This window comes from Christiangramia gaetbulicola (assembly GCF_003054225.1).
Classification (GTDB): domain Bacteria; phylum Bacteroidota; class Bacteroidia; order Flavobacteriales; family Flavobacteriaceae; genus Christiangramia; species Christiangramia gaetbulicola.
This window is the reverse complement of sequence record NZ_QBKQ01000001.1, coordinates 11,624-24,903: the sequence shown is the minus strand read 5'-3', so window position 1 is coordinate 24,903 and position 13,280 is coordinate 11,624. Positions and strand designations below refer to the sequence as shown.

Genomic DNA, 13,280 nt, shown 5'->3' with positions numbered 1-13,280 from the left:
ACCCGAGAGGAAACTTAACCAGTAATGTCTCAAAAACCCCTGTTCCATTTTGAAATTTCAGAGCGTAAAGTACTGCTGCGACTTTTCGATATGGTGACGGTTTTACTTACCCTTTCAATAGTCGGGATCATATTCGAATTTGATTATTTCAGGATAGATACTAATAACTGGAGTTGGACCCTGGTGTTTCTAATCTATCTCAACCTTTTTGGAAATATCTTCGAACTTTATGATCTTCAAAAAGCAGATCGATTTGATAGTGTGGTCAAGAATGTACTGCTTACCACGAGTCTTACGGTACTGTTCTATATGTTAACCCCGTTTTTTACTCCAAGTCTTCCTGAGAACAGATTGCAGATCCTTTTCTTTTTTCTTTCGGTAGCCGGAGCGCTTTTGGTTTGGAGATCATTATACATCAGTTTGATCTCATCACCCAGGTTCTATAAGAGGGTGCTTGTAGTTGGAGATTCCTTCGATATTAAGTTGATCGCTGAATCCCTTCAGAAATCAGATCCCAATTATTTTGTAGTAGGTTATATCAATACAGATCAAAAGATTCGAACCGAATTCGAAAGAGCTGATCTTCTTCGATTTGAAGTAGAGGAACTTCAGGAAGCGATTAAAGAACACCATATCAATGAGGTTGTCGTTGCCAGTGCTTATCAAAAAGGCTTGATGCTGACTCTGTATAACCAGTTGAGTGAACTTCTGAAGAAAGGTTTCCCTATTCGGGATTATACTCATGTTTATGAAGAAGTTACCCGAAGAATTCCGGTTCAGAATGTAGATAAGGATTTTTACAGATATTTTCCATTCAGCCGGAGTAATCAGAATAAATTCTATATGTTGGTTTTTCGTGTTTTTGATATACTAGTCTCCATTATTGGTATTCTTTTCGGAATATTAATTTCACCATTCATTCTTATCGGAAATCTTTTAGGAAACCGGGGTAAATTATTTTACACGCAGGAAAGAGTGGGGAAAAACGGGGAGGTTTTCAAAATCGTAAAATTGAGAACTATGACGAAAGATGCGGAGGCATCAGGTCCACAATATGCTCAGAAGAACGATTATCGTATCACGAAATTCGGGCGATTCTTAAGAAGATCAAGACTGGACGAGATTCCACAATTTTATAATGTATTAAAGGGAGATATGAGTATGATTGGCCCAAGGCCAGAAAGACCTGTTTTTGTAAAGGAGCTTTCTAAACTTATACCCTTTTATGAGACCAGGCATATCATAAAACCTGGACTAACAGGCTGGGCGCAGGTAATGGCCAATTACGGTGATTGTCATGACGACAGTCTGGAAAAACTACAATATGATCTCTATTATATTAAACACCGCGGAATTTTTCTCGATCTAAGTATTCTTTTAAAAACCCTGAGTACTGTTTTATTCTTCAGAGGACAATGATTCAGTTTTCAGCAGCCAGTTAACAGGAATCAGTTGAGAGTTATACTTTTTTAGAAATAACTTAGACTTCAGAATTAATTTTCTGAGGTTATAGTAAAAAATATAGTTTAAAATTCTCAATTCTCAATTCTCAATTACCTAAGCCGGTCTTTTTCTTTTGAATTTCACTACCGAAAACAGGAATATGAACAAAGCAAGAAACTGGGCGATACGCGGAATGTAATTGCCATATTTAACATAGAAAGTTTTTTCATCGCTCAAACCAACCTTGCCTTTTATAGTCCCTTGTTTTTCGTAGCCTAAACTTTTTATAATATCTCCTCTGGAGTTAATGATTGCCGAGATGCCCGTATTAGCACTTCTGGCGACATATCTCCTGGTTTCCACCGCTCTTAACCTTGCATAGCTTAAATGTTGTTTGTGTCCCTGAGTGTTGCCCCACCAGGCGTCATTGGTTATAATGCTGAGAAAATTAGCCCCGTTATTTACATAACCTGTAACGTACTCCCCGTAAACCGATTCATAACAAATAATTGGTGCTGTACCCAGACTATCATTCAATCGTAAAACTTCACGGTTTTCCTGGGTTGTTTTCATAGCTACCGTACCACCCAGATCTATCATGATATCCCCTAAAATAGGTTTGAGCAGACTTTGGTAAGGGAAATTCTCCACTCCCACAACGAGTTTGGATTTATGGTATAGCTGCGTGCTATCTAAGGTATTTCTAACCAGAAAGGCAGAATTATAATCATCATACCAGTCATTTACATTGGGTCTTATTTGGTTGCTCTGTTTCCTAACTTTATCTGGGTTCTGAAACCTTTCGAACATACTTACCCCACCAAGAAAACTAAGATCAGGTTTCATACTGCTTATTTGTTGACCATAGAAAACTGCCTCAGACCTTTCAAAATTTGGTAGTTGTGTACCATCAGCAAAGACGGTTTCAGGAGCTAGTACCAGATCGGTAGAGTCGGTTACTGAGTTCTGGCTAAGCTCAAGAAGGAGTTCTCCAATCCGTTTATCGGTCGTATTATACTTTTCAGTATATGGATTAATATTTGGCTGAAGTATTACCACATCAATGCTATCCCTTGGCTCTTCGTAACTGTAATATAGCAGTAGGGAAATAGAGATAGGAATAAGGATGAATAGCCCCGCTTTTAAGATGCCTCTGTAAATAATTCCCTTATCCTTAAATTCTCTGAAAAGTAGAACTGTTTTGAAAATCGCGATATTAACTAGGAGGATCCAAAGTGTTCCCCCAAAAGTTCCGGTATACTCATACCATTGCACCCAGCTTATATATTCAGAAAACACATTGCCTAAATTGAGCCAGGGCCAGGAAAAATCCCAGTTGAGATGGATCTTTTCAAATACCATCCAAATACTTATAAAAAATGCCGAAGCAGCACTAAATCCAGTTCTTTTAGCGACGATGTGATATAATAGGAATACTGTCGACATCAAAAGCGAATTCGCCAGGATCGCAAAAATACCTCCGAATGGAGTAGAGAAGTAGATCCAATAAGTGGTGATCAAATTCCAGATAAAAAAGCTTAAGTAAGCGTGGCCGAAAACTTTCAACTTGATCCATTTCGCCGAACTATTTCTTATTTGGAATTCACTGAAAAGAAGTGGTACGAATGCGAAAAAAATAAATAGTGGAAAACCGTAAGTAGGCCATGAAATAGCAAACAGGATTCCGCTTAGGATAGCTAATAAAATATTCTTCATAGAAATCTGGTCTGCCCAAAAATAGGAAACTTCTTTGTGAACTCTGTCAAGAAAAAGGAATCAGCTCCTAATCGAACTGACAATAACATTATTTTTGGAGCTTTTTCAATTCAAAATAGTAGATTAGTAAATTCTAACTAAAATCTATACATGGGAATTAAAAGGCACATCCCCAATATTATAACTCTTTTGAATCTTTTAAGCGGAAGTCTGGCGGTGATATTTGCCGTAAAAGGCAATCTGGTTCTGGCAGCTATTTTCGTAGCAGCAGGAATATTTTTTGACTTTTTCGATGGATTGGCTGCAAGAGCTCTTAATGTAAAAAGTGAAGTGGGTTTACAACTGGATTCACTGGCAGATGTTGTTACCAGTGGAGTAGTGCCTGGTATTGTGATGTACCAGCTTATGACCAAAGCTTTACCAGCTAAAGGCGGCTTAGGAGCAGACTGGAATTCATCGGTTTTTGATATTCAGATAAAACCTTTCGCAATCATAGGTTTGCTCATAATCCTGGCTTCAGCATACAGACTTGCAAAATTTAACGTAGATGAACGCCAAACAGATTCTTTCATAGGATTGCCTACACCGGCTAATGCCTTGCTTATTTTAAGTCTGCCTTTGATCCTGACGTATCAGCCAGGACCTTTTATTTCAGACCTATTGCTGAATGAGTGGTTTCTGGTTGGGCTTACCCTGGTAAGTTGCTACCTGCTAAATGCGGAATTGCCGCTGTTCGCGTTAAAATTTTCAGACTGGAGCTTTAAGGAAAATAAGTTGAGGTACTTTTTTATCTTAAGCTGTATAGTGCTGATAATCTTTCTTAAGTTTATCGCTATTCCAGTGATCCTTTTGCTTTATGTGATCTTATCGATCATTTCTAATCAAAAAGAATCTGTAGTTTAATTAAAAAGCTTCTTCTTTCTCAATTCAAAGTTCTGTCCTAGGTAAACTTTACGAACCATTTCATCTTCGGCAAGTTCTTCAGGGATTCCATGCTTAAGAATACTACCCTCGAACATTAGGTAAGTCCTGTCTGTAATAGCCAGGGTTTCCTGCACGTTGTGGTCGGTGATAAGGATACCAATATTCTTATCCTTCAATTGAGCAACGATACGCTGAATGTCTTCCACCGCAACCGGGTCTACGCCTGCAAAAGGTTCATCCAGGAGAATAAAACTTGGATCAGTAGCCAAAGCTCTGGCGATCTCGGTTCTTCGTCGCTCACCACCACTCAAAAGGTCTCCACGGTTCTTTCTGATATGGTTTAAACCGAATTCCTCAATAAGCGATTCCATTTTCATGAGCCTTTCTTTCTTAGAAAGACTGGTGAGTTCCAGAACACTCATGATATTATCTTCAATGCTCAGTTTCCTGAAAACCGAAGCTTCCTGGGCCAGGTAACCAATCCCGTGCTGAGCTCTTTTATACATGGGATATTTGGTGATATTGGTCTTATCCAGGATAATATTTCCGCTATTGGGCTTAATTAAACCCACGATCATATAAAAAGAGGTTGTTTTTCCCGCACCGTTGGGACCTAATAAACCAACGATCTCTCCCTGGTTCACTTCTACAGAAATGCCTTTTACCACATCTCTTCCCTTATAGGTCTTTACAAGTTTATCAGCACGTAATTTCATATCCTCTTTTTATATATCTGAAATTGCAGAAATTATACCGCAATTTATTTATTTTCTTCCAGAGCTTCCCAATATTCGAAGGCTCTTCTTAAATGAGGGATTACAATAGTTCCACCTATAAGTGTACCTATACTTAATGTTTCCATGATCTCCTCACGGGTAATTCCTTCTTTATGGCTGGATTCCAAATGATACTTTACACAATCGTCACATCTTAAAACCGTAGATGCTACCAGGCCTAAAAGTTCCTTGGTCTTTTTGTCCAAAGCGCCTTCGGTAAAAGCGTTAGTATCCAGGTTGAAGATCCTTTTAAGAACCTTATTATTTTCAGACAATATCTTGTCGTTCATTTTTGCGCGGTACGAATTGAATTCGTCTACCTTATCGATCATAGCTTTATTTTTTTAATTTTTCTTCTTCTTTTTTATACATGATCTTGGAAATAATAATACTTACTTCATATAAGATCAATATAGGTATAGCAACGATAATCTGACTCACTATGTCGGGCGGAGTAATTATTGCTGACAGTATTAAAACGATTACCAGGGCATATTTTCTGTAAGTCTTTAAAAAGTCTGGAGTTACAAGGCCAACCTTAGTTAAAAAGTATATAACAATGGGTAATTCGAATACCAATCCACTGGCCAGAACCGAAGCTCGTACAAGGCTTATATAACTACTCAGATCAAAATCATTGAATACGGTATCACTTACCTGGTATTTTCCGAGGAAATTAATTGATAACGGAGTCACTACATAATATCCAAACAATACTCCTAAAAAGAATAATACCGAGCTAAGGAAGATAAATCCTTTGGCGTATTTCCTTTCATTGCTGTGCATTGCGGGTGCCACGAATTTCCAGAATTCGTAGATCACATAAGGGAAAGCGATGATAAAACCAGCCGTAATAGAGGTCCAGACGTGGGCAGAGAACTGGCCACCCATAGTTCTACTCTGTATCCTGAAGGGCATTTCCTGGTCGCAAAAGCCTCCATCTATTCCAAATATTCCAGATAATTTACATAAGACCCTATAGGAAAAGAAGTCGCCTTTTGCCGGCCCGAATAATAGAACATCAAAAATGAAACTTTTAAGAACAAAAGCTATCGACCCAGCGATGACCACTGCCAGTACTGCTCTTATTAAATGCCACCTTAATTCCTCAAGATGGTCTAAAAAAGACATTTCATTTTCAGGATCTTCCTGGGGGGCAATTCTTTCCATTATAAAATTCCTTCTCTTATTAAGTTATGCAGATGTACAACTCCTGCATATTTGCCATTTTCAGTAGCAAGTAATTGAGATATTTTATTCTTTTCCAAAACTTCTAAAGCTTCCACCGCTAAAGTATCCTGGTCTATGGTTTTTGGATTTTTGCTCATGATGTCTCTAGCCTTCAACCCCTTGATATCTGAATGATCTTTCAGCATCCTACGAATATCTCCATCGGTAATAATACCAATGATCTTGTCATTTTCCAAAACTGCGGTTACTCCCAGCATTTTTTCAGAGATCTCGATCAGGGTATTCGCGACATCGGTTTCCGGGGATACCTGCGGAACCATATTCTGAGAGGTAATATCACTTACTCTCAAATAAAGCTTCTTTCCGAGAGAACCTCCAGGATGATATTTGGCAAAATCCTTACTACTGAAGCCTTTTAAATTTAAAAGACAAACGGCCAGAGCATCACCAATCACCATTTGCGCGGTAGTACTGGTAGTAGGAGCCAGGTTATTAGGACAGGCTTCCTTTTCCACGTAACAATTCAGAACAAAATCTGCTTCCTTTCCCAAGAAAGATTCCTTGTTGGCGGTAAGGCCTATTAAGGTATTATTGAAATTTTTTATTAGCGGAACCAAAACTTTAATTTCCGGACTATTACCACTTTTAGAAATACAGATAACCACATCGTTATCCTGAACAATACCAAGATCACCGTGAATAGCATCTGCGGCATGCATGAAAATAGACGGAGTTCCTGTAGAGTTTAAAGTCGCCACGATCTTATTAGCTATGATCGCGCTTTTACCAATTCCCGTAACCACAACACGACCTTCAGAACGATAGATGATTTCCACCGCCTGGGTAAATTCTTCGTCTATAAAATTTATGAGGTTCGCAATTGCTTCTGCTTCATTGGAAATGGTTTCTTTTGCAGTAGAAATGATTTGATCGCTAAGTTTCAAATTAGATTAAATTAAGAATTGCAGGTACTAAAGAAATATGTATATTTAGTAATGCAAATGTATGTAAAATTGTAACACAATTGAATGGCTTTGACCGAAATTGATTTACACAAAGAACTTAAGAGGTACTTTGGATTTAGTCAGTTTAAGGGGCTTCAGGAAGAAGTAATTACCAGCATAGTTAAAGGAAATGATACTTTCGTAGTTATGCCAACTGGCGGAGGGAAATCACTATGTTACCAACTCCCGGCACTTATATCAGACGGTACTGCAATAGTGGTATCGCCCCTTATAGCATTAATGAAGAATCAGGTAGATGCAATTCGTAGCATCTCCTCTGAGCATGGCGTAGCCCATGTTCTCAACTCCTCTTTAAATAAAACCGAAGTTGCTAGAGTAAAGGACGATATTAGAAATGGTATCTGTAAATTACTTTATGTGGCGCCGGAATCGCTTACCAAAGAAGATTATGTAGATTTTCTTAAAAATCAGACTATTTCTTTTCTTGCCGTAGATGAAGCTCACTGTATTAGTGAATGGGGACACGACTTTAGACCGGAATACCGAAACCTTCGTCATATTCTGAAAAGGATAGGCGATAATATTCCCGTTATCGGGTTAACGGCGACGGCGACTCCAAAGGTTCAGGAAGATATCCTGAAGAATCTTGGAATTACCGGGGCAAAGACCTTTAAGGCCAGTTTTAACAGGCCTAATCTTTACTACGAGGTAAGACCGAAAACGAAGAATATTGAAGCTGATATTACCAGGTTCGTAAAACAGAACGATGGTAAATCTGGTATTATTTATTGCCTTAGCCGTAAAAAGGTTGAGGAGTTGGCCCAGACGCTTCAGGTAAACGGAATTAAAGCGGTTCCCTATCATGCGGGACTGGATGCCAAGACCAGGTCTAAACACCAGGATATGTTCCTTATGGAGGATATAGATGTGGTAGTGGCGACCATCGCTTTTGGTATGGGTATAGATAAACCCGACGTTCGTTTTGTGATCCACCATGATATCCCGAAAAGTATTGAGAGTTACTACCAGGAAACCGGTCGTGCCGGTCGTGATGGTGGTGAGGGGCATTGTCTCGCTTTTTATTCATACAAGGATATAGAGAAACTAGAAAAATTCATGAGCGGTAAGCCTGTTGCAGAACAGGAAATTGGTCATGCGCTTTTACAGGAAGTGGTTGCTTATGCCGAGACTTCTGTTTCCAGGAGAAAATTCATCCTGCATTATTTCGGAGAAGAATTTGATTCTGAAACCGGAGAAGGTGCAAGTATGGACGATAATGTTCGCAATCCAAAGAAACAGCATGAAGCGAAAGAAGACCTTGAATTACTGCTGAGAACAGTTAAGGAAACCAACGAACTATATAAGTCTAAAGAGGTTGTAAAAACCCTGATAGGAAAGTCTAACGCTCTTATACTTTCTCATAAAACCGATGAACATCCTTTATTCGGAAAAGGGAAGCACCAGGATAGTAATTACTGGATGGCTCTTACCAGGCAGGCCCTGGTTGGCGGTTATCTTAAAAAAGATATAGAAACCTACGGCGTGGTTAAGATCACCGAAAAAGGTAGGGAGTATCTCAAGAATCCTGTTTCTTTCATGATGACCGAAGATCATATTTTCAATGATGCTACCGAGGATGTGATCAAAGCTGATAAAGGTGGAGCGGCAGTTGATGAACAACTGGTGAAAATACTGAAAGAACTTCGGAAGAAAGTCGCCAAGAAAAAAGACCTTCCACCGTTTGTAATATTTCAGGATCCATCTCTGGAAGATATGGCGCTTAAATATCCTATAAACATAGAGGAATTAAGCAATATTCATGGGGTAGGCGAAGGGAAGGCCAAGAAGTACGGGAAGGAGTTCGTGGAGCTTATTGCCAGATATGTTGAAGATAACGATATAGTAAGGCCAGATGATTTTGTAGTGAAATCTACGGGTGCTAATAGTTCTCTCAAATTATATATCATTCAGAGCGTAGACCGGAAGTTACCATTAACAGATATTGCATCGGCAAAAGGTATGGCGATGCCCGAATTCATTAAAGAAATGGAAGCTATTGTTTATAGCGGAACAAAACTGAATATAGATTACTGGCTGGATGATATCCTGGATGAAGATCAGCAGGAAGAGATCCACGAATATTTTCTGGAAGCTGAATCTGATAAGATAGATGAAGCGATGGAGGAGTTTGATGGAGATTATGACGATGAAGAACTTCGATTATACAGGATAAAGTTTATAAGTCAGGTCGCAAATTAAGACATAAAAAAACCCGGAAATTCCGGGTTTTTCTATTTATATCTTCTTTTAAAGAGCGTAAGAAACGCTAAGTATCCATTGTGATGGTCGCGAATCCAGGGTGAATTCTTCAGCAGCAGTTTCGTTTAATCCAAATGCTGTGTTTTCAGAAAAAGCACCTTCATATCGTAGGTCAAAACCAAGTCTTCCTAGATTTAGTCCTGCTCCAAGCTGATAACCCACCGTAATATCATTTTCAACATCCTCGATCTGAATACCGCCACCTTCGGCTTTATTATCCAGGATATATTGGAAAGAAGGTCCAGCCTTAATATTAAGCGGTCCCAGGATATTCAATCCTACTAATACAGGGGCATCGATCTTACTCAATTTATAATCGAAGGTCGAATATTCAGTGTTTAATTGAGTATATAATAATTCAGGCTGAATAAAAATTCCCAATAGCTCAAATTGTGCAAAAAGACCTGCATGGAAACCCGTCTTAGATTCACCATCCTCGAATGAAGCCATAAAATCTCCTGAGGCGTCGCCAACAGATTCATATTCTCCCGTAGCTCCATAATTCAAACCACCTTTAATTCCAAAACTGGCATTTTGGGCAGATAGGTTTAAACCTGCAAAAATAAAGGCCAGCAACATTAACTTTTTCATTTATTTCCTATTTATGTTCAGCTAATATAACGCTGTTTAACGAATGTTTATTTCTATAGAATTAAAAAAGCCTTTCAGAATAATCTCTGAAAGGCCTTTATATTACTGATATTTAGAATATTATTTACGTTTTAAAACTTTTTCAGAAGCTTTAATTATCGCCGCTGCATTTAAACCGTATTTATCCATAAGTTGAGCAGGAGTACCGCTTTCTCCAAAGGTATCTTTGGTAGCGACAAATTCCTGAGGTGCAGGATGATGCTCTGCCAAAGTTCTAGCAACGCTTTCTCCCAATCCTCCAAGGAAGTTGTGTTCTTCAGCAGTTACCACACAACCTGTCTTTTTTACTGAATTGATGATAGCTTCTTCATCAAGTGGCTTGATCGTATGAATATTGATCACTTCAGCACTGATCCCTTTTTCATTCAATTCTACAGCTGCCTGTATAGCTTCCCAAACCAAATGACCGGTTGCAATGATAGTAACATCTGTACCTTCATATAGTTTTACCGCTTTTCCGATCTCGAATTTCTGGTCTTCTGGAGTGAAATTAGCAACTTTTGGTCTTCCGAATCTAAGGTAAACCGGTCCGTCATGCTCTGCGATGGCAAGAGTTGCCGCCTTTGTTTGGTTATAATCACAAGTGTTGATAACCGTCATTCCCGGTAGCATTTTCATCAAACCAAGATCTTCGAGGATCTGGTGAGTAGCTCCGTCCTCTCCCAGGGTAACCCCAGCGTGAGAAGCACAAATCTTCACATTCTTTCCAGAATAAGCTACGCTCTGGCGTATCTGGTCGTAAACCCTTCCGGTAGAAAAGTTAGCGAAAGTTCCGGTGAAAGGAATTTTTCCTCCAATGGTCATTCCGGCAGCCATTCCTATCATGTTTGCTTCAGCAATTCCCACCTGGAAAAAACGCTCCGGGTGATTCGCCTTGAATTCGTCCATTTTTAGAGAGCCGGTAAGGTCTGCACAAAGGGCAACCACATTTTCGTTGGTCTTACCAAGTTCGGTTAAACCTGCTCCAAAGCCTGAACGCGTATCTTTACTTCCTGTATTTTTATATTCTTTCATGGTCTTTAAAATTTTGATATTAATGAATTTGTGGGGCGATTAGTAATCTCCCAGGGTTTCAGGGTTTTGAGAAAGTCCTTCCTCAAGTTGCTCATCGTTTGGAGCTTTACCGTGCCACGCGTGTGTGTGCATCATAAAGTCTACTCCGTTACCCATTACTGTATTCATTAATACGCAAACCGGTTTGCCTTTTCCGGTTCTGGTCTTTGCTTCCTTAAGACCATCTATAACCTGTTGCAGGTCATTTCCATCTTCGATCTCCATAACGTCCCAGCCAAAAGCTTCGAATTTAGCCTTTAGATTACCCATTGGTAATACGGTTTCTGTACTACCATCGATCTGCTGACCGTTAAGATCTATAGTTGCGATGAGGTTGTCTACATTATTACCTGCAGCATACATAATTGCTTCCCAGTTCTGACCTTCCTGTAATTCACCATCACCGTGAAGAGAATAGATTAGGTGGTTATCATTATTAAGCTTTTTGGTTTGAGCGGCTCCAAGAGCAACGCTCATTCCCTGTCCTAATGATCCAGAAGCTATTCTTACTCCTGGAAGCCCTTCGTGAGTAGTAGGGTGTCCCTGAAGACGGGAATCAATTAGTCTGAAAGTGTTTAGTTCATCTACCGGAAAAAATCCGCTACGAGCAAGTACACTATAGTAAACCGGAGAAATATGGCCGTTAGAAAGAAAGAAAAGATCTTCACCTTTTCCGTCCATATTAAAATCGGTGCTGTAGTCCATAACCTCCTGGTATAGCGCAGTGAAAAATTCAGTACAGCCTAAGGAACCTCCCGGGTGACCGGAATTAACCTTATGAACCTGCCTTAAAATATCTCTGCGTACCTGGGTAGCAAAATCTTGTAATTCGTTGATGTCTGGCATTTTAAATTGTGTTGTTTTAATGCGGCAAAAATAACTTTTTATAAAGCTTTGGCAAAGCAACTAATGCCCAGTTATTAACTTTTTCTTGAAAATACTAACAAGCTGCCGGCGATTCGCTATTCCATTTGATATTTAGTTGAGTATCTTTGCACCGATTAAACGGAACTATGAAATGAGCCAAATCAAAAACTCCAATTCAACTCAAGTTGTTTTTGGCGAATTACATCTGACCGTTAAACAACATATATTGAATACCAGATGAAATTTGAACTTTTAACTACCGATGCTGGTAGTAAAGCACGTGCGGGAAAAATAACTACAGATCACGGGGTAATTGAAACCCCGATTTTTATGCCGGTTGGTACGGTAGCATCTGTTAAGGGAGTACATCAAAGTGAACTTAAAGAAGATATAAATCCTGATATTATTTTAGGTAATACCTACCACCTTTATTTAAGACCTCAAACCGAAATTTTGAAAAAAGCGGGGGGGCTGCATAAATTCATGAACTGGGATAGGAATATCCTTACCGATAGTGGAGGTTACCAGGTGTATTCACTTTCTGCCAGAAGAAAGATCAAGGAAGAAGGAGTAAAATTCAAATCACATATAGATGGTTCTTACCATACATTTACTCCGGAAAATGTTATGGAAATTCAGAGAGCTATTGGCGCAGATATCATCATGGCTTTCGATGAATGTACCCCATATCCCTGCGATTATAATTATGCGAAAAGATCGATGCACATGACGCATCGCTGGCTGGACAGGTGTATAAATCACCTTGAAAAGACACCAGAGATCTATGATTATAAACAAACTCTTTTTCCAATCGTACAGGGAAGTACCTATAAGGACTTACGTAGACAATCTGCAGAATATATCGCTAATGCCGGGGCTGAAGGAAATGCCATTGGTGGACTTTCTGTAGGAGAGCCTGCAGAAGAAATGTATGCTATGACCGAAGTGGTTACGGAAATCCTTCCGGAAGACAAGCCAAGGTATTTAATGGGCGTTGGTACTCCTATAAATATATTGGAGAATATCGCTTTAGGAGTGGATATGTTCGATTGTGTAATGCCCACCAGGAATGGTAGAAATGGAATGCTATTTACCTCCCATGGAACGATTAATATCAAGAATAAAAAGTGGGAAGCAGACTTTTCGCCTATAGATCCGGAAGGTGTAAGTTTTGTTGACTCTATGTATTCAAAGGCTTATGTGCGACATTTATTCTCGGTAAATGAAATGCTTGGCAGGCAAATTGCTAGTATTCATAACCTGAGCTTTTATCTTTGGTTGGTAAGAGAAGCAAGAAAACATATCTTAGCCGGAGATTTCCCGCAATGGAAAGACAAAATGGTAAAACAAATGGATAAACGCCTTTAATCCTGTA

The 13,280-nt window shown here is 39.3% G+C and carries 12 protein-coding genes; 4 read left to right on the top strand and 8 right to left on the bottom strand.

What is annotated here, in order from left to right:
- The first annotated feature begins 24 nt into the window (after window positions 1-24).
- The gene (locus C8P64_RS00110; RefSeq protein ID WP_108170033.1) at window positions 25-1,419 is read left to right on the top strand and encodes a sugar transferase; all 1,395 of its coding nucleotides are present in this window, start codon (window positions 25-27) and stop codon (window positions 1,417-1,419) included.
- 138 nt (window positions 1,420-1,557) lie between these two features.
- Here C8P64_RS00110 and lnt read toward each other — a convergent pair whose 3' ends face one another.
- A complete protein-coding gene (gene lnt, locus C8P64_RS00105) occupies window positions 1,558-3,159 on the bottom strand; it encodes an apolipoprotein N-acyltransferase (RefSeq protein ID WP_108170032.1) in 1,602 nt (533 codons plus the stop codon).
- 150 nt (window positions 3,160-3,309) lie between these two features.
- On the opposite strand from lnt, the gene C8P64_RS00100 reads away from it, so the two are divergent.
- Window positions 3,310-4,062 carry a CDP-alcohol phosphatidyltransferase family protein gene (locus tag C8P64_RS00100; protein WP_108170031.1) on the top strand — a complete coding sequence of 251 codons (753 nt, stop codon included), beginning with the start codon at window positions 3,310-3,312 and terminating at the stop codon, window positions 4,060-4,062.
- Here C8P64_RS00100 and lptB read toward each other — a convergent pair.
- From lptB to C8P64_RS00080, 4 genes are read right to left on the bottom strand one after another with little or no spacing between them, the layout of a single operon-like run.
- Window positions 4,059-4,799: an LPS export ABC transporter ATP-binding protein gene (lptB, locus tag C8P64_RS00095; protein WP_108170030.1), complete on the bottom strand. Its 741-nt coding sequence runs from the start codon at window positions 4,797-4,799 to the stop codon at window positions 4,059-4,061. The two genes, C8P64_RS00100 and lptB, sit on opposite strands and share 4 nt — an antisense overlap.
- A 44-nt stretch (window positions 4,800-4,843) precedes the next feature.
- Window positions 4,844-5,191, bottom strand: a complete 348-nt coding sequence (locus tag C8P64_RS00090) for a carboxymuconolactone decarboxylase family protein (protein WP_108170029.1) — start codon at window positions 5,189-5,191, stop codon at window positions 4,844-4,846.
- A 4-nt stretch (window positions 5,192-5,195) separates the two neighbouring features.
- Window positions 5,196-6,029 (bottom strand): twin-arginine translocase subunit TatC, encoded by an 834-nt coding sequence (gene tatC, locus C8P64_RS00085; protein WP_108170028.1) that lies wholly within the window; start codon window positions 6,027-6,029, stop codon window positions 5,196-5,198.
- A complete protein-coding gene (locus C8P64_RS00080) occupies window positions 6,029-6,994 on the bottom strand; it encodes a KpsF/GutQ family sugar-phosphate isomerase (RefSeq protein WP_108170027.1) in 966 nt (321 codons plus the stop codon). The genes tatC and C8P64_RS00080 overlap by 1 nt, the downstream gene beginning before the upstream one ends.
- 84 nt (window positions 6,995-7,078) lie before the next feature.
- Here C8P64_RS00080 and recQ point away from each other — a divergent pair, with 84 nt between their 5' ends.
- The gene (gene recQ, locus C8P64_RS00075; RefSeq protein WP_108170026.1) at window positions 7,079-9,274 is read left to right on the top strand and encodes a DNA helicase RecQ; all 2,196 of its coding nucleotides are present in this window, start codon (window positions 7,079-7,081) and stop codon (window positions 9,272-9,274) included.
- A gap of 48 nt (window positions 9,275-9,322) precedes the next feature.
- Here the strand turns inward: recQ and C8P64_RS00070 are convergent, their stop codons facing one another.
- From C8P64_RS00070 to C8P64_RS00060, 3 genes are all read right to left on the bottom strand, one after another.
- Window positions 9,323-9,925, bottom strand: coding sequence for an outer membrane beta-barrel protein (locus C8P64_RS00070; RefSeq protein ID WP_108170025.1), 603 nt, complete (start codon window positions 9,923-9,925; stop codon window positions 9,323-9,325).
- A gap of 120 nt (window positions 9,926-10,045) precedes the next feature.
- Window positions 10,046-10,999, bottom strand: a complete 954-nt coding sequence (locus C8P64_RS00065) for a transketolase family protein (RefSeq protein WP_108170024.1) — start codon at window positions 10,997-10,999, stop codon at window positions 10,046-10,048.
- Window positions 11,000-11,038: 39 nt separating this feature from the next.
- Complete coding sequence (locus C8P64_RS00060) at window positions 11,039-11,884, bottom strand: transketolase (RefSeq protein WP_108170023.1); 846 nt, start codon at window positions 11,882-11,884, stop codon at window positions 11,039-11,041.
- A gap of 258 nt (window positions 11,885-12,142) precedes the next feature.
- On the opposite strand from C8P64_RS00060, the gene tgt reads away from it, so the two are divergent.
- A complete protein-coding gene (gene tgt, locus C8P64_RS00055; RefSeq protein WP_108170022.1) occupies window positions 12,143-13,273 on the top strand; it encodes a tRNA guanosine(34) transglycosylase Tgt in 1,131 nt (376 codons plus the stop codon).
- The last annotated feature ends 7 nt before the right edge of the window (window positions 13,274-13,280 follow it).